This window comes from Acinetobacter sp. Z1 (assembly GCF_024296945.1).
GTDB lineage: Bacteria > Pseudomonadota > Gammaproteobacteria > Pseudomonadales > Moraxellaceae > Acinetobacter > Acinetobacter beijerinckii.
The window spans coordinates 3,090,088-3,112,544 of the sequence record NZ_CP101115.1; the positions used below are offsets into that span (position 1 = coordinate 3,090,088).

At 38.6% G+C, this 22,457-nt stretch carries 24 protein-coding genes; 8 read left to right on the top strand and 16 right to left on the bottom strand.

Annotation, left to right across the window (positions count from 1 at the left end; translation table 11 throughout):
* Positions 1-39 precede the first annotated feature (39 nt).
* The 5 genes from leuB to NGC85_RS14635 all read right to left on the bottom strand — a co-directional run bounded on the left by leuB (position 40) and on the right by NGC85_RS14635 (position 4,750).
* Positions 40-1,119, bottom strand: a complete 1,080-nt coding sequence (leuB, locus tag NGC85_RS14615) for a 3-isopropylmalate dehydrogenase (protein WP_005061236.1) — start codon at positions 1,117-1,119, stop codon at positions 40-42.
* A gap of 44 nt (positions 1,120-1,163) precedes the next feature.
* A complete protein-coding gene (locus NGC85_RS14620; protein ID WP_005051240.1) occupies positions 1,164-1,739 on the bottom strand; it encodes a hypothetical protein in 576 nt (191 codons plus the stop codon).
* A gap of 135 nt (positions 1,740-1,874) precedes the next feature.
* Entirely contained in the window at positions 1,875-2,525 is a 651-nt protein-coding gene (gene leuD, locus NGC85_RS14625) for a 3-isopropylmalate dehydratase small subunit (RefSeq protein ID WP_254732119.1), read from the bottom strand.
* A gap of 12 nt (positions 2,526-2,537) precedes the next feature.
* Positions 2,538-3,956 carry a 3-isopropylmalate dehydratase large subunit gene (gene leuC, locus NGC85_RS14630; RefSeq protein WP_169109843.1) on the bottom strand — a complete coding sequence of 473 codons (1,419 nt, stop codon included), beginning with the start codon at positions 3,954-3,956 and terminating at the stop codon, positions 2,538-2,540.
* A 122-nt stretch (positions 3,957-4,078) separates the two neighbouring features.
* Positions 4,079-4,750 carry a hypothetical protein gene (locus tag NGC85_RS14635; protein ID WP_254732121.1) on the bottom strand — a complete coding sequence of 224 codons (672 nt, stop codon included), beginning with the start codon at positions 4,748-4,750 and terminating at the stop codon, positions 4,079-4,081.
* 87 nt (positions 4,751-4,837) lie between these two features.
* Between NGC85_RS14635 and NGC85_RS14640 the strand changes: the two genes are divergently transcribed.
* Positions 4,838-5,044 (top strand): DUF2061 domain-containing protein, encoded by a 207-nt coding sequence (locus NGC85_RS14640; RefSeq protein ID WP_169109844.1) that lies wholly within the window; start codon positions 4,838-4,840, stop codon positions 5,042-5,044.
* Between the two features lie 48 nt (positions 5,045-5,092).
* Entirely contained in the window at positions 5,093-5,956 is an 864-nt protein-coding gene (locus NGC85_RS14645; protein ID WP_005061221.1) for a LysR family transcriptional regulator, read from the top strand.
* Positions 5,957-5,964: 8 nt separating this feature from the next.
* Here NGC85_RS14645 and NGC85_RS14650 read toward each other — a convergent pair whose 3' ends face one another.
* From NGC85_RS14650 to NGC85_RS14665, 4 genes are all read right to left on the bottom strand, one after another.
* Positions 5,965-6,723 (bottom strand): hypothetical protein, encoded by a 759-nt coding sequence (locus NGC85_RS14650; RefSeq protein ID WP_254732123.1) that lies wholly within the window; start codon positions 6,721-6,723, stop codon positions 5,965-5,967.
* 76 nt (positions 6,724-6,799) lie between these two features.
* Complete coding sequence (locus NGC85_RS14655) at positions 6,800-7,546, bottom strand: sporulation protein (protein ID WP_254732125.1); 747 nt, start codon at positions 7,544-7,546, stop codon at positions 6,800-6,802.
* 50 nt (positions 7,547-7,596) lie between these two features.
* Positions 7,597-9,033 (bottom strand): DUF2252 domain-containing protein, encoded by a 1,437-nt coding sequence (locus NGC85_RS14660; protein ID WP_254732127.1) that lies wholly within the window; start codon positions 9,031-9,033, stop codon positions 7,597-7,599.
* A gap of 149 nt (positions 9,034-9,182) precedes the next feature.
* A complete protein-coding gene (locus NGC85_RS14665) occupies positions 9,183-9,833 on the bottom strand; it encodes an HAD family phosphatase (protein WP_254732129.1) in 651 nt (216 codons plus the stop codon).
* A 183-nt stretch (positions 9,834-10,016) separates the two neighbouring features.
* Here NGC85_RS14665 and NGC85_RS14670 point away from each other — a divergent pair, with 183 nt between their 5' ends.
* Both NGC85_RS14670 and ptsP read left to right on the top strand, forming a co-directional pair.
* Complete coding sequence (locus NGC85_RS14670; protein ID WP_004659132.1) at positions 10,017-10,493, top strand: RNA pyrophosphohydrolase; 477 nt, start codon at positions 10,017-10,019, stop codon at positions 10,491-10,493.
* Positions 10,494-10,585: 92 nt separating this feature from the next.
* Positions 10,586-12,880 carry a phosphoenolpyruvate--protein phosphotransferase gene (gene ptsP / locus NGC85_RS14675; protein WP_005061209.1) on the top strand — a complete coding sequence of 765 codons (2,295 nt, stop codon included), beginning with the start codon at positions 10,586-10,588 and terminating at the stop codon, positions 12,878-12,880.
* Between the two features lie 139 nt (positions 12,881-13,019).
* Here the strand turns inward: ptsP and NGC85_RS14680 are convergent, their stop codons facing one another.
* Entirely contained in the window at positions 13,020-13,475 is a 456-nt protein-coding gene (locus NGC85_RS14680; RefSeq protein WP_254732131.1) for a hypothetical protein, read from the bottom strand.
* A gap of 558 nt (positions 13,476-14,033) precedes the next feature.
* Between NGC85_RS14680 and NGC85_RS14685 the strand changes: the two genes are divergently transcribed.
* The 3 genes from NGC85_RS14685 (at position 14,034) to NGC85_RS14695 (ending at position 16,501) form a co-directional block, all read left to right on the top strand.
* On the top strand, positions 14,034-15,554 hold the full coding sequence (locus NGC85_RS14685; RefSeq protein ID WP_169109850.1) for a catalase: 1,521 nt from the start codon (positions 14,034-14,036) through the stop codon (positions 15,552-15,554).
* A 93-nt stretch (positions 15,555-15,647) separates the two neighbouring features.
* Positions 15,648-16,088, top strand: coding sequence for a thiol-disulfide oxidoreductase DCC family protein (locus tag NGC85_RS14690; RefSeq protein ID WP_254732133.1), 441 nt, complete (start codon positions 15,648-15,650; stop codon positions 16,086-16,088).
* Positions 16,085-16,501 carry a DoxX-like family protein gene (locus NGC85_RS14695; protein WP_254732135.1) on the top strand — a complete coding sequence of 139 codons (417 nt, stop codon included), beginning with the start codon at positions 16,085-16,087 and terminating at the stop codon, positions 16,499-16,501. Before NGC85_RS14690 ends, NGC85_RS14695 begins: the two co-directional genes overlap by 4 nt.
* A gap of 12 nt (positions 16,502-16,513) precedes the next feature.
* Here NGC85_RS14695 and NGC85_RS14700 read toward each other — a convergent pair whose 3' ends face one another.
* Both NGC85_RS14700 and NGC85_RS14705 read right to left on the bottom strand, forming a co-directional pair.
* Positions 16,514-16,942: a GNAT family N-acetyltransferase gene (locus NGC85_RS14700; protein ID WP_254732137.1), complete on the bottom strand. Its 429-nt coding sequence runs from the start codon at positions 16,940-16,942 to the stop codon at positions 16,514-16,516.
* A gap of 47 nt (positions 16,943-16,989) precedes the next feature.
* Positions 16,990-18,042 carry an MBL fold metallo-hydrolase gene (locus NGC85_RS14705; RefSeq protein WP_005061198.1) on the bottom strand — a complete coding sequence of 351 codons (1,053 nt, stop codon included), beginning with the start codon at positions 18,040-18,042 and terminating at the stop codon, positions 16,990-16,992.
* A 381-nt stretch (positions 18,043-18,423) separates the two neighbouring features.
* Between NGC85_RS14705 and hcaR the strand changes: the two genes are divergently transcribed.
* Entirely contained in the window at positions 18,424-19,332 is a 909-nt protein-coding gene (hcaR, locus tag NGC85_RS14710; RefSeq protein ID WP_005051202.1) for a DNA-binding transcriptional regulator HcaR, read from the top strand.
* A 41-nt stretch (positions 19,333-19,373) separates the two neighbouring features.
* Here hcaR and NGC85_RS14715 read toward each other — a convergent pair whose 3' ends face one another.
* The 4 genes from NGC85_RS14715 to NGC85_RS14730 all read right to left on the bottom strand — a co-directional run bounded on the left by NGC85_RS14715 (position 19,374) and on the right by NGC85_RS14730 (position 22,420).
* Positions 19,374-19,988 (bottom strand): glutathione S-transferase family protein, encoded by a 615-nt coding sequence (locus tag NGC85_RS14715; RefSeq protein WP_254732139.1) that lies wholly within the window; start codon positions 19,986-19,988, stop codon positions 19,374-19,376.
* A 55-nt stretch (positions 19,989-20,043) separates the two neighbouring features.
* A complete protein-coding gene (locus NGC85_RS14720; protein WP_254732141.1) occupies positions 20,044-20,742 on the bottom strand; it encodes a YafY family protein in 699 nt (232 codons plus the stop codon).
* Between the two features lie 74 nt (positions 20,743-20,816).
* Positions 20,817-21,491 carry an HAD-IA family hydrolase gene (locus NGC85_RS14725; protein ID WP_254732143.1) on the bottom strand — a complete coding sequence of 225 codons (675 nt, stop codon included), beginning with the start codon at positions 21,489-21,491 and terminating at the stop codon, positions 20,817-20,819.
* Positions 21,488-22,420: an RluA family pseudouridine synthase gene (locus tag NGC85_RS14730; RefSeq protein ID WP_254732146.1), complete on the bottom strand. Its 933-nt coding sequence runs from the start codon at positions 22,418-22,420 to the stop codon at positions 21,488-21,490. The genes NGC85_RS14725 and NGC85_RS14730 overlap by 4 nt, the downstream gene beginning before the upstream one ends.
* Between the last annotated feature and the right edge of the window lie 37 nt (positions 22,421-22,457).

Here is a 22,457-nt window from a genome sequence, read left to right on the forward strand (position 1 = left end):
ACGCAGCTGATGCTGCGTTTTTTTATTCAGAATACTTAATTAGTTAAGTGCTGAAACTACAGCTTCACCCATCGCATCTGTACCAACTCTGCTCATGCCCTCAGACATAATATCTGCTGTACGCAAACCTTGATCTAAAACTTGACCTACAGCATCTTCAATTGCTTTTGCCGCAGCTTCCTCGCGGAAGGTGTAACGCAACATCATCGCCACAGAAAGTACGGTTGCGAGTGGATTTGCGACATTTTGACCCGCAATATCTGGAGCAGAGCCATGACATGGTTCATACATCCCCTTGCCATTTTCATCCAGTGAAGCAGAAGGCAACATACCAATTGAACCTGTTAACATTGCAGCTTCATCAGATAAAATATCACCGAATAAATTACCTGTAACAATCACGTCAAATTGCTTAGGTGCGCGAACCAATTGCATAGCTGCATTATCGACATACATATGCGATAACTGAATATTTGAATACTGTGCTTGTTGTAAGTCAGTGACTGTTTGCTTCCATAATTCAGTCACTTCAAGAACATTGGCTTTATCAACTGAACAAACTTTACCACCGCGTAAACCTGCAAGTTCAAATGCAACTTTAGCAATACGCTTGATTTCACTTTCTGAATAAACGTCAGTGTTATAGCCCTGTTTCTCACCATTTTCCAATTCACGAATACCACGCGGCTGACCGAAGTAAATCCCACCTGTTAGCTCACGAACAATCAGAATATCAAGACCTGCAACGATTTCAGGTTTCAAGCTAGAAGCATCAGCCAATTGTGGATAAAGAATTGCAGGACGTAAGTTCGCGAATAAGTTTAATTCACTACGAATTTTCAATAAGCCACGTTCAGGACGAATTGAACGCTCAATCGTATCCCATTTAGGACCACCGACAGCACCAAGTAAAATCGCATCAGCATTTTTCGCTTGTTCACTGGTCACTGCAGGATACGGCTCACCATGTGCATCAATCGCTGAGCCACCTAGTAAACCATGTTCCCATGTCAAACCGAGATTAAATTTATCATTGACCTTGGTTAAAACCTTTTCAGCAGCAGCTACGATTTCAGGACCAATTCCATCACCCGCTAAAATTAAAATATGTTTTGACATGAGTTTTCCAGTTCAATATGAGCAGCTTTCACACTGCTAGTCGATTAAATCTTTTTCTCAACAAACTCACCCAAACCCGTACTGACATCAAAAGGACGACAGAAACGGCGGATGGTATGCTGTTCTTGCTGTAAATCAACACATAATGGTTCAGGCACTGAAACATTCAGCAAACTGCCTGAACGATATGTTCTGTCTCGGAACATTTTAAAGGTATAGCGCAGATGCGGTTTAAACGCATGGATGACATGAAAAGTCTCTGCTCGATCAGGCGAAATGGGGTAAAAGCGAATAACAACTTCATATTGTTTAGCAGGCACACTCAAATACACCTGCTGTTTTCGGGTAAAAACTGAACCATGTAATCGTACAATTCCTCGCTCCATTGCCTGTTGGCTAATACGGTGCGTTTTTGCATCAATCACGGCAATATCACCAATTCGCTCAAACTCACAATTTTCTACGCCTGAACAATATAAAGTTGTATTTTCCGCTTTCGACTCTAATGTGTTCTGTGCAATACGAACTTGATCGACTACATTAGGTGCGTTTTGACACGCCGTTAATGTCGTACCAACACATAGACACAGTAAAATACTGCGAGCGAGTCTTCTTTTCATTATTCAAGCCCAGTCCTCATGTCTTGTAACATGTAAGCAAAATATTATTCGCTAGCATGTTAACAAGAGTTCATTGTCTGCGCTATGGCTATGTTTAAATTGTCCAAGACATTGCGTAATCTCCAAACATAAACCTTAAGCTTTTATGTCTTGAAATACCCAAGGACGTACTTGTTTAGCTTTTTCTTCAAAAGCACGAATATCGTCCGCAACCTGTAAGGTTAAACCGATATCATCTAAACCATTTAACAAGCAATGCTTTCGGAATGGATCGATTTCAAATTTAAATGCATCGCCTTTTGGAGTACGAACTTCTTGCGCTTCTAAATCAATCGTAAGTTGATAGCCTTCCGTTTCAACACATTCTTTAAATAGCTGATCCACGATCTCTTCGGATAAGATCACAGGCAACATGCCATTTTTAAAGCAGTTATTAAAGAAAATATCAGCAAAACTTGGCGCAATTACGGTACGAAAACCATATTCATTTAACGCCCAAGGTGCATGCTCACGGCTTGAACCACAACCAAAGTTAGTTCGCGCCAACAAAATCGTTGAACCTTGGTAACGCGGTTTATTCAACACAAATTCAGGGTTGATTGGACGTTTGCTAATGTCTTGCCCTAAATAACCTTCATCTAAATAGCGCAATTCATCAAATAAATTATCACCAAAACCTGTCCGTTTAATAGACTTCAAAAACTGCTTTGGAATAATTAAGTCAGTATCGACATTGGCACGATCTAAAGGTGCAACAATACCTTGTTCTACAGTGTATTTTTCCATGATCTTGCTCCTTTAGAATGAACGAACGTCAACAAAATGACCTGCAATTGCTGCCGCTGCTGCCATTGCTGGACTCACTAAATGCGTTCGTCCACCATTGCCCTGACGACCTTCAAAATTACGATTCGAGGTTGAAGCACAATGTTCACCCGGTTGTAACTTATCCGCATTCATCGCTAAACACATTGAACAACCCGGTTCGCGCCATTCAAAACCTGCTTCTAAGAAAATTTGATCTAAACCTTCTTGTTCAGCTTGTTGTTTAACCAAACCAGAACCCGGAACAATCATCGCTTGTTTAATACTTGACGCGACTTTACGACCTTTAACCACTTCAGCAGCTGCACGAATATCTTCAATACGTGAATTTGTACAAGAACCAATGAATACACGATCTAATTGAATATCTGCTAATGCCTGACCTGCATCTAAGCCCATATATTGATATGCACGCGTCCAGTCATTACGTTGCACGTCATCTTTAGCTTGTTCTAAAGTTGGTACCGCTTGTGAAACTGGAATCACCATTTCTGGAGACGTTCCCCATGACACTTGTGGTTCAATCTCTGCACCATTTAATACTACAACCGCATCAAATACCGCATCTTCATCCGAGTGCAATGTATTCCAGTATTCTACTGCTTGATCCCACTGCTCACCTTTAGGTGCATAATTACGATCTTTTACATAAGCAATCGTTTTGTCATCAACAGCAACCATACCTACGCGAGCACCTGCTTCGATCGCCATATTACAAACAGTCATACGTCCTTCGATCGACATATCACGGAATACTTGACCGCCAAACTCGATGGCATAACCTGTACCGCCCGCAGTACCAATCTTGCCAATAATTGCTAACACGACATCTTTAGACGTCACACCTTTACCTAATACACCATCTACACGAACTAACATGTTTTTTGATTTTTTCTGTACTAAGCATTGTGTTGCCAACACATGTTCAACTTCTGATGTGCCAATACCATGTGCCAAGCAACCAAATGCGCCATGTGTAGCAGTGTGTGAATCACCACAAACCACTGTCATACCTGGTAATGTTAAACCTTGTTCTGGACCAACAACGTGTGCAATCCCTTGGCGAATATCATTAATACCAAATTCAACAATATTAAAGGTCTTACAGTTATCATCTAAAGTTTGCACTTGGATACGAGACGTATCATCTTCAATCCCTGCGATGCCTTGTTCACGCTCTTTTTTAGAGGTTGGAACGTTATGGTCAGGTGTTGCGACATTGGCACTTAAACGCCAAGGTTGACGATTAGCAAGTTGTAAACCTTCAAATGCTTGAGGACTGGTTACTTCATGTAATAAATGGCGATCAATATAAATCAAGCTTGAGCCATCATCACGTTGCTTAACTAAATGGTCATCCCATAATTTGTCATACAATGTCTTGCCTGCCATGTCGTCGCTCTCCATCGTGCTTGTCATAGGACTGGGTATTTTTAATCTTAGATTGATTATAACAATCGTTTCACATAAATCTAATTTATCATTTTTATCAATTAACAAACTTTTTGGAATAATTAATCTCGAAAATAATACTTCATCAGCTCAGGATTACCATCCTTATGTACAGGTAAATTAAACCATTCAATCAAAGGCTGATACTCGAGAATAAATTGATCAAATAAATTTTTAGTTATAATCATATCAGTACAATCAATTGTCACCAGCGAATACTTTTTAGCCCTGTTAAGACTATATAAATTCAAACAAAATATAGGAGTAGGTAATTGATTGCTTCGAGGCATAGCTGGAATGTAGTCATATTTTGCTTCAATAAAATTAGGATAGAAGTCAGCTTTTTTCTTATTATTCAGATATATCGTTAATTTTTTTGAATTAGAACTAAATATTAACTTTACTTTTAAATTATGCGCATCATTCCTTCGGAGTATTATCCATATAAATACACCAATAAGAACGCCTACCCCCATATAAGAGAAAATACCAATTTCTATACTCATTTTTGAATAAATTAAAAAATACATGATTTTATATAAATTCAAGTAAAGAACAATCAATGAAGCAAGACATATTATTTTTATAAGAATTCTATTCTTACTAGAATACATGTATTTTTTAGCTGTTTCATAAGTAAGACATTCTTCACTTAACACTTTTAAATTTCTAATCAATGCTTTCTCACGGTTTGTTATTTTAAATTTAGTTAAATTATCTAGAAATCCAATCATCAGCAATCGAAATTTCTTTTTTACATTTTAAATGATAATGATTATTATTTAATTAAATATAAATCAATATTCGTAACGGTGAGCACTATGGCGAACATTCAACAATTTGTAATCAACAATCGGCGTACCTTAAAAAAAACCTTGAGTTACTACATCATGCATATTAGTGTTGCGATGATGGTTGCCTATGTAATTACAGGAAATTTCATTATGGCAGCGACTTTGAGTTTAATTGAACCGACTGTTCAAGCCTTTGCATTTTTCTTTCATGAAAAAGTTTGGAATTATTTCTAAACCCATTTCCTCGAGAAATAAAAAGTAACTTACTTTAGGTAAATGTATATGAATCTTGCTGCATTTGAAGCATTCGTAAAAGTGATGGAAACGGGTTCAATTTCTATCGCAGCAGAACAATTATTTATCACTCAACCCGCAGTGACGAAACGTATTCATAGCCTAGAGGATTATTTTGGCGTTAAGCTTTTTGAGTCCGCTGGTCGGGGTATACAACCCACTCACGCAGCCCATTCATTATTACCTAAAGTTCATACATGGCTGAATGAATTAGGTGAAATTCATCATACGCTAAGTCATGAGCAAGCTCAGGTACAAGGTCGCTTAAAAATAGGCACCAGTCATCATATCGGTTTGCATCATCTCGCCGAACCGCTCAAAAATTTCGTTCAACGTTTTCCACAAGTGACCTTAGATGTCCATTTTGTTGATTCTGAGCAAGCACATGAACAAGTTTTAGCAGGTGAATTAGAGTTAGCATTCTTAACGTTACCGCCGATTGGCGATGATCGTCTTAACTACTTAACCATTTGGAACGATCCTTTGGTTTTTGTGACTTCACCTTTTCATCCTTTAGCACAACAATCCCAACTCAAATTAGAAGATTTAATTGCTTATCCGAGCCTATTGCCAGCTGCACACACATACACGAGTCAAATCACACTGGCAGAATTTGAGAAAAAAGGCTTAAAACCAAAAATTACGATGAGCAATAATCCATTAGAATCAATCAGAATGTTAGTTTCAATTGGTTTGGGTTGGTCTGTTCTGCCTAAAACCTTACTCAACCACGATTTAAAACAACTCGATTTAAATTTGAATATGAATCGGCAATTAGGTTTAGTTTGGCATCCTGCACGTATTCAGTCCAAAGCTGCTGAAGAACTAATTAGTATGATGCGAGTCGATTAATCCTCAATTTAATCACTACCGCCACCACAGCTGCTACAACTACTACCACAGCTTGAGGATGAGGTTTGATTTTGCTTATATTTGGCAAAGTCTTTAGTCATTTGTTCAAGTTCATAGGTTTGTCCACTTTCCCAACCCAACACCTGGTCAATTGCAAATAATCGTGATAATTGAGAGCTATTTCGTGGATTAAATTCATGCAACATACAACTATATTTCCAAGATTCAAATAATTGAACTGCTTGTGCTTCAGGCTTTGTTGTTGTGTCATAAGGATTATGCGTTAAAACTCGACCAATTGTTTGCTGGCATAATTGCTGATATTGGATCGGATATTTCAGCATCACATGCCATAGCTCATCAACAGCATGTGATGGCATTGCATAAGCTTGTTTCTGCAAAACGTGTAATGCTAAATAATCTTTAAAACCTTGTTCAATCAATTGACGTTGTTTTAAGTCCAACACAGAATATTTTTGTTGTAACTCCTTCCAAAAAATTGGATTAATTTTAAGTTGCTCAATCTTCTCTAATTTGTCTCGTCTCGTTCGAGCAATCAGTGCCTGATTCACAACGATCACTGTCCAAATGAAAGGAATAAGCATCCAAGCCGTAAAAAACTGCTGTTGCCAACTATACATGACCAATAAGATTAAGATGGGTAACATGATCCAGCGTGTTTTTATCATCGGTTGCTGGCGTTTTAATTTGAGTAATGCATTCAAAACATTGGAAGTATATTCTTCCTGATTTATTGTTATTTTCATACTGTCATCTTAGAAATAAATGATGACAGTAACATGACAAAAAACCTCCCATTTTGGGAGGTCTAAACGAAATCAATTATCCAATTTGTAGTAAACGTCGTATCTGTTGAGTTACTTGATGCACATCTAAATGTTGATTTGGAAGTGTCATCGTTAATAACTGATCTGAACGCAAAGTCCGATCCACTTCCAACATCACATGCGTCTGATGTGCTTCAGCGACAAATGACACTTCAACCTCATTAAAACCGCTAAACATGTGTGAAGACACAAACTCTAACTCTTGGTAACAACCAATAGTTGATCTAAAGTTACGTGCAGTGAGTTGTCCTTTTTCTACATCTACACTCGCTAAGACAAAACCGCATTGTTGCATCGCTTGTAAAAATACTTGCATAGTGGCGGTCGGTAACACTTTTAAATAATCACGATCAGTTGCGTCTAGCCCCCAATCAACATCCATATGAGTATTAATCCAAACACGAGTCCCATTACGACGACAAGATACTTCTGTAATTGGTGTCTCTTCAGGGAGTTGCATAGTGAATGGAATATGATGAGCTTGATGCGCAGACAATAAAAAATTTGAACTGATTAACCACTGATCCAATATCAAAGGCTGATTAAACTCATGATCTCCTGACTCAACTTCTGCCATAGTCATTAGTTGTAAATACAAACCATTGATTTCCTTATCCGATGATCCACCTTTAAAACTAATTTCCCCATGCAATATTTCACCGGCTTGTAAAGTTGGATTGTGCAAGCGAGTTTCTACTGTCACAGCTTGCATACCCAAACCTGACATGATTTTATTGAACATTTTTCTAAAACCTTTTGAATTATCTTGTTAAATCTGTAGCAGACTTATTTTTAAAGAGCCTCATCCCCAGCGATTTGAATCTTAGCATCTGCGATTGCATTCATAAATTGCTGATAATCATTTAAATTACGTTCTGCGGACTGTACGGCATACTCTTGTAATACGTTTACAATGGTATTTCCTTCACCAAGGTAGCCCATCAGAACATCTGCATTACCTGATTTTGCATGCGCATGTGCTAAAGCCAGACCACAGCTTTCAGCATATTCATAAAAATATTCATCATCCATATCCGCCAAATCAACTGAGATTTTCATGTCGCGAAGCTGACGTACATGGAAATTTTGCTCTAAAGTTGAGAATCCAAGGAATATATCGCTTGCAGCTTGCATGAGTTGCTGTCCATGTACAACGCGCTCACCTTCGTGCTGCACTTTTTCAAGGAATAAAGGGCTCAAAATTGAAGGATTGGCTTCTTTCATTTGCAAAATCAAAGGTTCACGATCTGCATCCTGAAATAACGCAATTGCTGATCGTGTACCTACACTCCCCACCCCAACCACTTTTAAAGCAACATCACTTCGTTGATAACGGTCAAATAAGACTTGGCGATCATATTTCAATGAATCTCGATATTGTTTAAAGAAAGTATCAACACTTTGGCTAAAAGGTTCATCTACATTTGGATGCCACAATAATGGCAAATCATCAACAAAATAGCGGAATCCTGTTTCTTTATCTTGTTGAGTGAGCTTCGGCAAAACAGAATACGCATTTCTTTTCTGTGCTGAATCAAGATGCTTCTCTCGCTTCTTTCTTAATTTTCGGCATTCGGTATTTTCTAATAGCGTACTCGCATCGACTTTGTCATACCAAACTTGTAAAGGTGACAATTCAGTATTTTCTAATAAATGCTGGCGATAGCTATTCAGCATGGTTTTAATGGCTTTTAAACCGACTTTATCAGCAAGATCAATATCACGTGCTGCAATCAAAAAACTTGTCGCTAAACGTTTGAGATCCCATTCAAATGGCGCAACCAAAGTTTCATCAAAATCATTAATCCCAAATAATAAATTACGTTCAGGGCTAGCAAAACCACCAAAGTTACTTAAATGACAATCTCCACAAATCTGTTGAAATAAACCTGAGTGATGCTGTTCCCATGCTTGGTCAAACAACATCAATGACGGCATACCACGATAGAACGTAAAGGGTGAAACGCTCATACGCTTGGCACGAATCGGCTTAAGTTGCTCTAAGCGTCCTTGATTGCTCCAATCATAAATCGTTAAAGCCGTTGTACCTTTCGGTCGTTCTGACAATTGTGCTAATTGCTCACGGGGAATTTTTTTACGTTGCGTTTTACCGAGTTTAAAACCTTCATTTTTGGTGAGTAACTTACCTTGATAGCTGTGTCTAGTAAGATCAATGCTCTCTTCTGTCCAAAGTTTTTTTGGTAGTTTAAGTTGTGGTGTTTTTGGCATGATCCCCTCATCATTTTTAAAATAAATTTTTCTACTCTTATAATCTTGCTAACAATTTGATTCAATGTTTTTATTTAATATCCTCTTTATCCTAAATAAAAAAATAGACGTTATTAAAACGTCTATTTTTCGGAACTTGAACAACGACATTAAATCGACCAATCTTGAATATCCCAATGCTGTTCTTGAACTAATTTTTCTAAACGGTCATCAGGATTCACTGCAATCGCATGGGTCGCATACTCAAGCAAGAAACGATCATTAATTGAGTCTGAATATGCCCAAGACTCATCGACTTCTCGTCCTTGTAACCATTGATCTAAACGAGCAAGCTTTCCTTTTTGATAACAAGGGAGTCCTTTCACCTTACCCGTATATTTGCCATCAAGGACTTCAGCATTGGTGGCAATAATTTCTGTAATACCAAATTCACGAAAAATAGGTGCAGTAATAAAATCACTTGTAGCGGTAATTCCCACAATCGCATGACCCAAATCTTGATGCTTCTTGATTGCATCAAATCCTTTCGGGCGCATTTGAGGGCGAATCACTTTTTGCATAAATAACAGATGCAATTCTGTTAGATAAGCATTGTCATGTTGCGTCAAAAACTCAAACACAAATTCATTATAAGCAATTGGATCGAGCTGACCTGCTTTATAGTCTTCATAAAATTTATCATTCATTTGGCGGTGATGAACTGGATCAACCAAACCTTCATTCACTAAAAACTCACCCCATGAGTGGTCAGAATCGGTATTTAACAGGGTGTGATCTAAATCAAACAAAGCCAATTTCATATAAATGCTCATTTAAATGCAAATTAAAGAAAAAAAACGTAAATCTATTTCCGTAAGTGACTAAAAATTCGTTAAGATCATAGCAATTTTAAACATTTTACTTTGACCTTTTTCGAGTTGGACGTGAAGAGTGACTGTCCCCGAGATCAAAGTCAACGATATAGAGAAAATTTAGGTAGCCAAATGATCGACTCAGAAGGTTTCCGACCCAACGTCGGGATCATTTTGGCAAACGATGATGGACAAGTTTTATGGGCAAAACGCATTGGTCACAATGCTTGGCAATTTCCACAAGGAGGTATCCAGTTTGGAGAAACCCCTGAACAGGCACTTTATCGTGAACTGAGAGAAGAAGTCGGTTTATTGCCCGAACACGTCCAAATAATAGCGCAAACTAAAAGCTGGCTGCGTTATCGTTTGCCACATCGGTACATTCGGTCAGATTCTGATCCTGTATGTATTGGTCAAAAGCAAAAGTGGTTTTTACTGAAGTTAACGGCATCGCCGCATCATATTCAGTTAAATCTATCAGACCCACCCGAGTTTGATGAATGGCAATGGGTGAGTTACTGGTACCCGTTAGGTCAAGTGGTTAACTTCAAACGTGATGTTTACCGCCGAGCGATGATGGAATTATGTCTACAATTACCTCAACGTTAAACGTCAATAAATCATCACTTTAAGCAATGATTTTTGACATAAGAGCTGTTATAACTAGGTCTATAAAGATTTATAAATTGGAGTAAACATCCATGTCAAACATGCAACTCGACACACTTAGACGCATTGTTCAAGAAATTAATGCGTCCGTCAGTTTGCATGAATCACTCGACATCATGGTCAACCATGTCGCTGAAGCGATGCATGTGGATGTATGCTCAATTTATTTATTGGATGAGCGTAATAAACGTTATGTGTTAATGGCATCAAAAGGATTAAAACCTGAAGCTGTTGGGCACGTTTCTTTAAATTTCGGTGAAGGTCTCGTTGGCTTAGTCGGTCAACGCGAAGAAATTGTCAACTTAGATAACGCACCAAAACATGATCGCTTCGCCTATTTACCTGAAACAGGTGAAGAATTATTTAACTCATTCCTTGGCGTTCCTGTCATGTATCGCCGAAAAGTAATGGGTGTTTTGGTGGTTCAAAAGAAAGAACCTCAAGACTTTAGTGAGGCGGCTGAATCTTTTCTTGTAACGCTATGTGCTCAACTTTCAGGCGTCATTGCGCATGCACATGCCGTGGGCAATATTGATGTTTTTCGCAAGCCAACCAGTGGTTCATCTTATAAAACCTTCCAAGGCGTTTCTGGTGCTGGTGGTATCGCTTTAGGTCGTGCCATCGTGCTTTATCCACCTGCCGATTTAGGTGTGATTCCAGATCGCGAAGCGGAAGATATTAGTGAAGAATTAGAACTACTCGATCAAGCGATCATTGCTGTTCGTCAAGAAATTCAATCTTTAGATGAAAAAATGCAAGATTCATTGATGTCCGAAGAGCGTGCTTTATTTAGCGTGTTCTTGAGAATGTTAGATGAAAATGCATTACCGAGTGAAATTAAAGACCATATTCGCTCAGGTAGTTGGGCTCAAGGTGCTGTTCGCAAAGTCATCGATAAACATGTCGCGCTTTTTGCACAAATGGAAGATGACTACTTACGTGAACGTGTCTCTGATTTAAAAGATTTAGGTCGCCGAATCCTCGCTTGCCTACAAGAAAATGATACCAGTCATCGTGAGCTTAGCCCTGATAGTATTCTCATCGGTGAAGAAATCAGCACCGCTGCGCTGGTTGAACTCCCTGTTGATAATATCGCAGCGATTGTAACATCTGAAGGTGCAGCCAACTCTCATATGGTGATCGTTGCACGCGCATTGGGGATTCCAACTGTAGTTGGTGTAACAGAATTACCTATCACTACGCTTGATGACATTGAAATGATCGTCGATGCTTATCAAGGGCGGATCTTTGTCAATCCGCCACGACGTTTACGTCAGCGTTATAAAGAAGTTCAGAAAGAAGAAGAGCAAATTGCGAAAGACTTAAAGCAATATGAAACCAAAGATGCCATTACCCCCGACGGCGTGTCTATTCCTTTATTTGTGAATACAGGTTTGATGATTGATGTTGTTCGCGGCGTGCAACGTGGCGCTAAAGGCGTTGGTTTATACCGAAGTGAAATTCCGTTTATGCTACGTGAACGTTTTCCTGGTGAAGAAGAACAACGCGCCATCTATCGTCAACAGCTCAGTCATTTTGCTAACAAACCAGTGATTATGCGTACCCTCGATATTGGTGCGGATAAAGATTTACCTTATTTTAGTATTGAAGAAGAAAACTCAGCATTGGGTTGGCGTGGCATACGTTTCACACTGGATCACCCAGAAATTTTTTCTGCTCAAATTCGAGCAATGTTAAAGGCAAGTATTGGCTTAAATAATTTACATATTTTGTTGCCAATGGTGACCAGTGTCAGTGAAGTTGAAGAGGTTCTTTATTTATTAGAAAGAGACTGGATTGCGGTTCAGGAAGAAGAACAAGTTAAAATCACCAAACCTAAAATCGGGATTATGGTTGAAGTACCAAGTGTATTATTACAAATCGCTGAATTTGCTGAGCTAGTTGATTTTTTCTCTGTGGGTTCAAACGATTTGACTCAATACTTACTTGCTGTCGATCGTAATAATCCACATGTTGCCAATGTATATTCACATTTCCACCCATCAGTACTACGTGCGTTAAAACGCTTAGTCATTGAATGTCACGAACATCAGAAGCCTGTCAGCGTGTGTGGTGAGATGGCTGGTGATCCATTATCAGCTATTTTATTAATGGCAATGGGCTTCAACACGCTTTCTATGAGTTCAAGCAATATTCTCCGTGTCAGAAAAGCGATTTGTCATGTGCCAATGGCAGATGCACAGAAACTTCTCGATGATGTATTGCAAATGAATAACCCATTATTGGTAAAAAGCTGGCTTGAGCATTATTTTAGAACACATGGCTTGGCGGATATGGTTAAATCCAATCGTATGTTAAATGTATAGAGTTAATCCTATTTAGAGCGAAGTATCATTATTTATTCTAACTAGATACTAGAATTACAACTTGCAGATTTGCATAAAAAATCCGACCGTATCATCAGTCGGATTTTTAGGTGAGCATTACTTTTTTACAGTTTGTATTTTATTTACTTTCAATCAAATAAACCTGTTGCTTGCCACTGTCTAAAGCAACGCGTGGAAATTTTCGGTCATAATCAATCTTAATACTATCTTTAACGGTTTGAGTCGTCACATCAGATTCCCATGTTACATAGTAAGTGATTTCCGTCCCTTGTTTTAATTGCGGTTGAATCAACTTTTTATGATCGGCAGGTATTTTAAAATCAACTGAAAAAGGCACTTGAGAAACTTCAACTTTCTTTTGTTGAATCAAGGTTGCAGGTGCATCAGCCATGCGTGTTTCAAGCGCATATAAACTCACCGTACCCTGTTGTTGTGGTACGCGATAAGAACCATTTCCAATAAACTCAACGGTCAACAACTTGGAATTATGACTATTCACTTCACTTTGTGGAGTTGTGCTGCATCCAGCTAAAACAGTAAGTGATAATCCCAAGCTAAAAACAATTTTTTTCATTCTTTTAATCTCTTAAAAACAAATTAAAAAATACCATAAAACAAAATAAATTCTTTTTTACTTACATTTTTCTAGCATTTCAACCAAGAAATTATTCAATAAAATTTACATTGATCAGCATTAAAATTCCGTTTTTACAGAAAACCTACATGTTCCATGACACTTTTTATAAAAAATTATCACTTTTATAGCTTTATGGCTGCTTTAGATACAAGAGTACAAACCCCGCAAAAAAATAGTAAATAAATATTTATTTTTTAAATAATTTTTATATTTTTTAACAATTCATATAACAACAAAAAATCAGATAAAGTTTAAGCTTTAAGCACGTTCAATCGAATAAAGCATTTAAGACATCAACTTTAATCCATTGGAAAAAAAACCTTCATCAACCTAGAGTAAAAATACAAAGGATGTGAACAGATCATGTGCAAAACCTAATTAGGCATCTGAAATTTTGATCCCCAATTTGCAAATGAGCTCTCAAGCATTCATAACTTTGAACGGTCAAATAGTCAGGATGACTTCGCTCACAAGTCAGCCTACTGGAGATATAAAATGAGCCAAGACGATAAAAAATGTCCTTATAGCCACTTAACCACTGATTTTGGCGCCCCTGTAGTCGATAACCAAAACAGTATGACAGCTGGTGCTAGAGGACCTCTCCTCGCCCAAGATTTGTGGCTAAATGAAAAACTTGCTAATTTTGTTCGTGAAGTGATTCCTGAGCGTCGTATGCACGCCAAAGGCTCAGGTGCCTTTGGTACCTTCACAGTTACCCATGATATTACTCAATATACCCGCGCTAAAATCTTCAGTGAAATCGGTAAGAAAACAGAAATGTTTGCTCGCTTTACTACGGTAGCAGGTGAACGTGGTGCTGCCGATGCCGAGCGAGATATCCGTGGTTTTGCTTTAAAGTTTTATACCGAAGAAGGCAACTGGGATATGGTGGGAAATAATACCCCTGTATTCTTCTTACGTGATCCACGTAAATTTCCCGATTTAAATAAAGCAGTGAAGCGTGATCCAAAAACCAATCTTCGTAGCGCAACCAATAACTGGGATTTTTGGACTTTACTACCAGAAGCACTGCACCAAGTCACCATTGTGATGTCTGATCGCGGTATTCCTTCTAGCTATCGCCATATGCATGGTTTCAGTAGCCATACTTATAGTTTTATCAATGCAGCGAATGAGCGTTTTTGGGTGAAATTCCACTTTAGAACGCAGCAAGGTATTAAAAATCTCACTGATGCTGAAGCAGGAAACATCGTCGGTGAAGATCGCGAAAGTCATCAACGTGATTTATTTGATGCGATTGAACGTCAAGACTATCCAAAATGGACGCTTTTCGTTCAGGTGATGCCAGAACAGGAAGCAGAAAAAGTACCTTATCATCCATTTGATCTAACTAAAGTCTGGCCTCATGGCGACTATCCATTGATTGAAGTCGGTGAATTTGAACTGAATCGTAATCCTGAGAACTTTTTCTTAGATGTCGAACAATCAGCATTTGCTCCAAGTAATCTTGTACCAGGCATCAGTGTTTCACCAGATCGAATGTTACAAGCACGTTTGTTTAACTATGCTGACTCTCAACGCTATCGTTTGGGTGTGAACTATCAACAAATTCCAGTCAATGCTGCACGCTGTCCTGTTCACAGTAATCACCGTGACGGTCAAGGTCGTATCGATGCCAATTATGGTGGTTTGCCACACTACGAACCAAACAGCTTCGGTCAATGGCAAGAGCAGCCTCAATACAAAGAGCCACCACTGAAAATTACTGGTGATGCTGATTTCTGGGATTATCGTGAAGATGATAATGACTACTTCAGCCAACCTCGTGCTTTATTTGAACTGATGACTCCTGAGCAACAAGACGCGCTATTTGGCAATACCGCACGTGCAATGGGCGATGCTTTAGATTTCATCAAATATCGCCATATCCGCAATTGCTATGCATGCCACCCTGCTTATGGTGAAGGTGTAGCAAAAGCATTAGGCATGACGGTTGCAGATGCTCAAGCTGCTCGTGAAACCGATCCAGCTCGTCATTTACCAAGCTTTCTTTAGGTCTTAAAAGATTGAAATAAAGAGCCATCTTCGGATGGCTTTTTTCATGCTATTGGGTGACAATTTACTCAATATCTGATCAGAACAATAACAATGGCAAACCACTTAGAACAACTGATTCAAAACCATAACATCATCTTATTTGATGCCGTATGTGTGCTGTGTTCAGCATGGGCAGACTTTATGATTAAACATGATCAGCATTGTCAATTCAGACTGGTGTCAGTTCAATCCAAGACTGGACAACAACTGCTCGCCCAATATCAACTTCCAACTGATCATTTTGAAACGATGGTATTGCTGAAAAAAGGGAAGATTTATACGGAATCAACAGCTTTTCTAGAAATTATTCAACACCTAGATTTTCCCTATTCTCGTTTGAAATACGCGACAATCATTCCTCAAGTAATTCGAGATTTTACATATCGCCGCATTGCCTTAAATCGCTATCGTCTATTTGGAAAAACTGAACAGTGTTATTTAGTAACACCTAATATTCAGCAACATTTTCTCTTGGATGATGCCTGCATATGAATAATCCCCATCAAACTTTGCAAAAGATTTTAAATTTCAGCCAACTGATCATTGCATCACTATGGATTTATCAGGGCTTAATTCCCAAATTTATTTTTCAAGTTGAAGGTGAGCAATATGTTTGGCAATTTTTTCAGATTCCAATGAGTTATATCCCTTGGATCATTTCATTCTCAGGGATTGCGGAGATTATTTTTGGCAGTCTCTTTTTATTTATGACACATAAATATTTGCATTGGTTTAACATTCTGAGTCTGATTGGGTTATTTATTTTGGTCATATTTATTTATCCCAATCAAATCTATCAAGCCTTTAATCCAGTCGTGATGAATATTGCTCTTGGTAGCCTATCTGTAATTGCTTTATGGTGTATAAGTTCGCTACTCCATACCAAAAATACCTGTCAGCAATAAAAAGTATGCAATCTACAAACCCATACGCAAAATTGGGAAAGGTTTTCCCATATCATCCAAAGGTGAACGAGATTCTACTTTAAACCCCAAATGCTGATAAAAGCCAACAGCCTGTGGATTCTGCTCATTTACATCCACTTTTGTCGCACCGAGTTGCTCCACGGCATAAGCTAATAACTGTTTGCCAATTCCCTGTCCTCTTGCAGCATTTTGGATAAACAGCATCTCAACTTTATGATCTGCAACTCCGACAAAGCCAAGAATTACACCTATATCATCTTTGACACATTTTAGTGTGACAGCAGGAAAAGCCTGTTCCATGATAATGGGTTTAAAGAATTCAATATCTTCCGCAGTAATAAAATCATGAGTGGCTCTAACTGAATCCTCCCAAACTACAAGCAGCTCTGCATAGTTTTCAGGATGCACATCATCTAACATTATATTTTTCTCTCAGTACCAATCAAAAATCAACATTTGGTGAACAATCAAGCCCGAATAAAGTGCCCTTCACGAATGCAATAAAAAGGGTTCACCAATTTAGAAGATGTTTTCATTGCTTGCTGTAATTCATGTTCTGGTGCATCACGATCTTCATCGGTCAGTTGAAAAGTTCGATAATGAATCGCAAGTGAGCGATGTGCATGTAAATCTAAATGCGCATGGAATGCATCTTGTGGATTCATATGTACATAACGCATCAACATTCGCGGCTCATAAGCACCAATAGGTAACAGCGCAATCCGTGCATCACCATAGCGTTCATGAATTTTTTTGAAATGCCCTGCATAGCCCGTATCACCAGCAAAAAAACAATGTCCTGTTTTGGCTAATAAGGAAAACCCGCCCCATAGTGCTCGGTTTTGATCTCGCACTCCTCGACCAGATGCATGTTGTGCAGGTGTATAAGCAATTTTTATTTCATCATGAAATGGAATTTCCTGCCACCAATCCATTTCAATCACATGCAAATGCTTAGCTAAATAGTAGCCATTTCCTAACCCCGTATAGATTGGCATTTTAAACTTTTCATGCAACCAATCTAATGTCGCTAAATCCATGTGATCATAATGATTATGGCTGAGCAACACGGCATGAATGGTTGGAAGGTGTTCTAATGCAATTCCTGCTGGACAAACACGTCGAGGACCTTGTCCATGTTTCGGACTAACGTATTCACACCACACAGGGTCTGTTAAAAAGTTATAAGGACCGATTTGAATGAGTACTGTTGCATGACTAACAAACCAAATCTGCCAATTATTTAAATCAGCATGAGGTCGATTTTGTGGTAACTCAAGCATTTGATTACGTAAATTGGATTCATGAGTTTGATCAACTTTCCATGTAAACGATTTACGTGTAGCCAACCACTTTAACAAGCCCTTACGGTCATAAGGAGTTAAGCGTCTTTCTGAATTATAAAAACGGTCTACACCACAATGATCAGAAGCCTCATGTGGAAAAGGCGGCTTTCCAAAAGTATGGCTCAAGCAAGATTGGGTCGGCAATTGATAGGTTAATGTCGGCTTATCTTTCATGTACTTCTTCTATGGTGAGTCTGATCACATCAGGTTGACTTTAGGATCGCAATAAGTCCTCTACTGTAACTTTTTTCAAATCAATCTTTTGTATGATTTTTTAAAAGCGTTCATGAGATCAGTATCATTAAATCTCATCCGAGTATTCGATTGTTAGTTATGCTGATTTTCTTTGATTGAGTCAATATAATTTTTTGGTAAGCTCTATTCGTTTATAAAAAATTAAAAATCTTGAACTGTCTTCATTTTTTAATACATTTTTTATATTTTAGAATAAGCCTTATTGTTTATAAAAGCAGCTAATATATAATGCGCCACTAGAACTACTTTCTAAAACACAAAACGCCTAAAACAATAGTAAGACATACTTGGATCAGTCTTATGGAATTACGACATTTACGTTACTTTATCACGGTTGCTGAAGAGCTGAGTTTCAGCAAAGCTGCATTAAAACTACATACCGCACAACCCTCTTTAAGCCAACAAATCAAAGATTTAGAAGATGATATTGGGGTTCAATTATTTTATCGAACCAAGCGAAAAGTTGAGCTAACAGAAGAAGGTCAAGTTTTTTTAGAACAAGCTCGTTTAACCTTAACTCAAGCAGATAAAGCCGTGACGATGGCACGACAAGTCGCTGCTGCGAAAGTTCAATGTTTGAGAATTGGTTTTGTGCCTTCAGCTGAAATTAGAATATTTCCATATATTTTACCGCGGCTACGCGTGAAAACGCCAAAACTTCAAATTAATACATTCAATCTAAAAGAAAGTGATCAAATTGCTGAATTAAAGAAAGGTGATTTAGACATTATTTTTATTAATCAAGACTTCCAAAATGATCACTTTGCAAGTCAGTTGGTTTTAAAAGAACCTTTGGTTTTTATGCTGCCAAAACAGCACCCTTTGGCGAAATTAACTGAAATCAAGGTGGCACAGCTAGATGGATTAGAGCTTAATATTCTGTCTCATAAGCTTTCTCAGCCGCTATCTCAAACCATCTTTAAATATATCGGGCAGCAAAAGCTCCAATTTAAAAATATCACTGAAAGCAATAGTATTGCTGAAAGTATTCATGCCGTTCATACAGGGCAAAGTTGCGCAATTTTACCCTCTTATATGCAGGCATTAGCCACAGATCAAATTGTGGTTAGACCTTTGGACTATGCACTGCCATGTTTAGACGTGTTCATGAGTTTTCATAAAACTGAGCCTAGCCCTGCCGCAGAACAGTTTTTAGAAGAAATTAGACAAGTCTTTGAACTTGATCAACTTGCACTCTATGCCAGTTAAATAAAAAAAGCCGATTCAAATCGGCTTTTTACTATACTTCTTTATCCCGCATGACTAAAAAATTCAGCAAACTTTGCATAGCTTGGGCGCTGACTCACGTTTTCTAAATAACGTTCAATTGTAGGGTGTGACTGTACCTCACCCATTTTTAACTGCCAAAATAACATGGCAGCGACCAATACATCCGCAGCAGTAAATTGTTCACCACATAAATAAGGCGCTGCCTCACTTAATCCAAGAACAAAGGCATTATACGCGTCATCATAATCTCCATAGCCAATCGAGGTTTTTTGTTCTGCTGTCACTTCAGTCAAACCTAACATACGGTCTGTTGCTGCCGCCTCCCATGGACCAGAAATGAAAAACAACCATCTGTAGTAAACCCCACGTTGCGGATCATCTAAGGCTGGAGATAAACCTTTTTCACTAAATTTATCCGCTAGATAGGCACAAACAGCACCTAACTCGTAGATCACAACATCACCATCTACTAAAACAGGCACTTTTCCAAAAGGATTCATTTTTAAATATTCAGCCGTCTTCATTTCAGTCTGAAAAGCCACTTCAATGCGTTCACATTCAATGCCAAGTTCGATTAACAGCCAATCGACCACAACGCCACGTGAAAAACTATTGGTATAAAGTTTAAGAGCCATTTTGATATTTCCTTGTTTGTTTATTGGTCTTATTTAAATTTAATACTTTTGATTGTCAGTTTTTGTCAGTAGTCGAATGACAAACTTCTTCGATCCACCATTGTTGAAAAAGTTGCTGTTTAAAATGTGGATATAATTCTTGGCTTAAACTCAGTTGCTGAATTCGATCAACTCTAAAATGCCGAAAGCCATCGCGTAATTCACACCATGCTGCTAAAACGATACGATCATTAAAGTAACCCAAAGCGAAAGGCCATAAAACCCTTGTACTCACTCGCTGCTGCTCATCAACATAATCAACCACAATTTTGACCTGTTGACGAATCGCCACCCGAACTTGTTCAACCCATCTTTCATCGACTGGTAGCCACGTCTGCATTGACCTTAAAGTAGTTTGTTGTAATAAATGCTGACAATGCTCAGGTAATACGGCATTTAATTTAGCAAGTACCGATCTTGAAGCCGACTTTAGGGCTTGATCAGGAATCTCATTAAGCCAATTTAAAGCTAAAAAAATAGCTTCAATTTCGGTTTCATTTAACGTCATTGGCGGTAATAAAAAATTTTCTTTCAGTTGAAAACCTAAACCCGCAGCGGCATCAATATTGACCCCTTGATCACGTAAGCTTTCAATATCACGGTATACGCTGCGTTGACTGATTTGCAAGCGCTCGGCCAACACTTGGGCAGTCACTGGATAGCGGTATTCTCTTAAAAGCTGTAGTAAATGCAGTAAACGGATTGAGCGACTCATGCGATCCCTATTGTTATTATTGCTGATGGAGCTGCTGGCAACTCCATCATTGTCATTTACATCGTATAGATCAATTAGCTTTCAGTTAAAGCTGTGACATTCAATACATTTTGCAAATACGCATGTAAATCTTGCACATTATCAACGATAGTTAAAGGTTGGTATTGCTGCAACGTCTCAATACTATGCACGCCATAACTCACACCAATCCGAGGCATATTCAGATGCTGCGCCATCTCAAGATCATAACTGGTATCACCAATCATAATTGCATTTTCGACAGCAACATCTAACGCCGCAAGGATTTCTTGCAACATCAGTGGATCAGGCTTCGACTTAGTCTCGCTCGCAGCACGAGTAATATCAAAAAGATCATGACTCTCGGTTTGTGCTAACACGCGATCGAGCCCTTTTCGGCTTTTACCTGTTGCAACAGCCAGTTTTAATCCTTGTTGCTTTAAGTCAGCCAATAGCTCTGCAACACCGTGAAACCAAGCGTCACCTTTAGAGTTAGCCACATAGTGGTCTGCATAACATTGCAAAATTTCTTGCTGTAAATGCGGTACCTGTGGAAATAAGATTTGCATCACTTCGGGCAAACCTAAACCGATAATACTTTTGGCGGCTTCATCTGTCAGCGGCTGCTCAAATTGCTGTGCAGCATGTTGCAGACTTGCTACGATTTGCCCAACCGAATCGAATAAAGTACCATCCCAATCAAAGATGACTAACTCAATGTTTTGACTCATTTTTGCTTTCTCAACTGGTCGATCACTTGTTGCATGTCTTCAGGCATAGGTGCTTCAATGATTGGATAATTCGGAATTTCGAGGCGCATTGCATGTAAACATAAGCGTCGTGCTTCTGGTCCCGCATACGCGGTGTTATGACCATATTTATCATCTCCAATTAAAGGATGACCAATACTCAGACCATGCACACGAATTTGATGTGTACGTCCCGAGAGCGGAGAAGCATGCACTAAAGTTGCAGTTTTAAAACGTTCTATCACTTTCCAGTCGGTTTTACTTGGCTTTCCATCTTTAGTCACACGTACACGACGCTCGCCATTGGCAAGTTCATAACGTAATAACGGTGCGTCAATCAATTGTTGATCTAGGCTGACTTGCCCTTTGACAATCGCAGCATAGGTCTTTTGAATTTTGTGCTCACGTAATAAGTCTTGCAGCAACTTTAAGGTACTACGCTTTTTACTGATCATGACTAAACCAGAGGTATCTCGGTCAATACGATGAATCAATTCTAAATATTTTTTACCTGTGGCTGCGCGTAAAGCCTCAATCAAGCCATAAGCAACACCACTACCACCATGCACGGCGATACCTGAAGGTTTATTAATCACCAATAAACCTTCATCTTCATAGACTACACGGCTGAGTAGACTTTGTGCGACACCATCACTAACAGGAACATCGCTTTCATCCTTTTGCTCATAGCGAATAGGTGCAACTCGAATTTGATCACCAATACTCAAGCGTGTTTCTGCTTTTATTCTTTTTTTATTCACTCGTACTTGACCTTCACGGATCAAACGGTAGATGCGACTTTTTGGAACACCTTTTAATCGGGTAAATAAAAAATTATCGATTCGCTGCCCTTCTTGATGTTCGTCAACGTCAAACCAAGTGACACTTTGCCATTGTTGTGTAGAATTCATACGCTCGATTAATCCAAGATTTGCTAAATATGATTAA

Coding starts and splice junctions, on each gene's coding strand:
- ptsP (WP_005061209.1), top strand. CDS start 10,586: ATGTCAAACATGCAACTCGACACACTTAGACGCATTGTTCAAGAAATT.
- NGC85_RS14640 (WP_169109844.1), top strand. CDS start 4,838: ATGGCGAACATTCAACAATTTGTAATCAACAATCGGCGTACCTTAAAA.
- hcaR (WP_005051202.1), top strand. CDS start 18,424: ATGGAATTACGACATTTACGTTACTTTATCACGGTTGCTGAAGAGCTG.
- NGC85_RS14720 (WP_254732141.1), bottom strand. CDS start 20,742: ATGAGTCGCTCAATCCGTTTACTGCATTTACTACAGCTTTTAAGAGAA.
- NGC85_RS14670 (WP_004659132.1), top strand. CDS start 10,017: ATGATCGACTCAGAAGGTTTCCGACCCAACGTCGGGATCATTTTGGCA.
- NGC85_RS14685 (WP_169109850.1), top strand. CDS start 14,034: ATGAGCCAAGACGATAAAAAATGTCCTTATAGCCACTTAACCACTGAT.
- leuB (WP_005061236.1), bottom strand. CDS start 1,119: ATGTCAAAACATATTTTAATTTTAGCGGGTGATGGAATTGGTCCTGAA.
- leuC (WP_169109843.1), bottom strand. CDS start 3,956: ATGGCAGGCAAGACATTGTATGACAAATTATGGGATGACCATTTAGTT.
- NGC85_RS14715 (WP_254732139.1), bottom strand. CDS start 19,988: ATGGCTCTTAAACTTTATACCAATAGTTTTTCACGTGGCGTTGTGGTC.
- NGC85_RS14680 (WP_254732131.1), bottom strand. CDS start 13,475: ATGAAAAAAATTGTTTTTAGCTTGGGATTATCACTTACTGTTTTAGCT.
- leuD (WP_254732119.1), bottom strand. CDS start 2,525: ATGGAAAAATACACTGTAGAACAAGGTATTGTTGCACCTTTAGATCGT.
- NGC85_RS14635 (WP_254732121.1), bottom strand. CDS start 4,750: ATGATTGGATTTCTAGATAATTTAACTAAATTTAAAATAACAAACCGT.
- NGC85_RS14655 (WP_254732125.1), bottom strand. CDS start 7,546: ATGTTCAATAAAATCATGTCAGGTTTGGGTATGCAAGCTGTGACAGTA.
- NGC85_RS14660 (WP_254732127.1), bottom strand. CDS start 9,033: ATGCCAAAAACACCACAACTTAAACTACCAAAAAAACTTTGGACAGAA.
- NGC85_RS14645 (WP_005061221.1), top strand. CDS start 5,093: ATGAATCTTGCTGCATTTGAAGCATTCGTAAAAGTGATGGAAACGGGT.
- NGC85_RS14705 (WP_005061198.1), bottom strand. CDS start 18,042: ATGAAAGATAAGCCGACATTAACCTATCAATTGCCGACCCAATCTTGC.
- NGC85_RS14725 (WP_254732143.1), bottom strand. CDS start 21,491: ATGAGTCAAAACATTGAGTTAGTCATCTTTGATTGGGATGGTACTTTA.
- NGC85_RS14665 (WP_254732129.1), bottom strand. CDS start 9,833: ATGAAATTGGCTTTGTTTGATTTAGATCACACCCTGTTAAATACCGAT.
- NGC85_RS14695 (WP_254732135.1), top strand. CDS start 16,085: ATGAATAATCCCCATCAAACTTTGCAAAAGATTTTAAATTTCAGCCAA.
- NGC85_RS14730 (WP_254732146.1), bottom strand. CDS start 22,420: ATGAATTCTACACAACAATGGCAAAGTGTCACTTGGTTTGACGTTGAC.
- NGC85_RS14690 (WP_254732133.1), top strand. CDS start 15,648: ATGGCAAACCACTTAGAACAACTGATTCAAAACCATAACATCATCTTA.
- NGC85_RS14700 (WP_254732137.1), bottom strand. CDS start 16,942: ATGTTAGATGATGTGCATCCTGAAAACTATGCAGAGCTGCTTGTAGTT.
- NGC85_RS14620 (WP_005051240.1), bottom strand. CDS start 1,739: ATGAAAAGAAGACTCGCTCGCAGTATTTTACTGTGTCTATGTGTTGGT.
- NGC85_RS14650 (WP_254732123.1), bottom strand. CDS start 6,723: ATGAAAATAACAATAAATCAGGAAGAATATACTTCCAATGTTTTGAAT.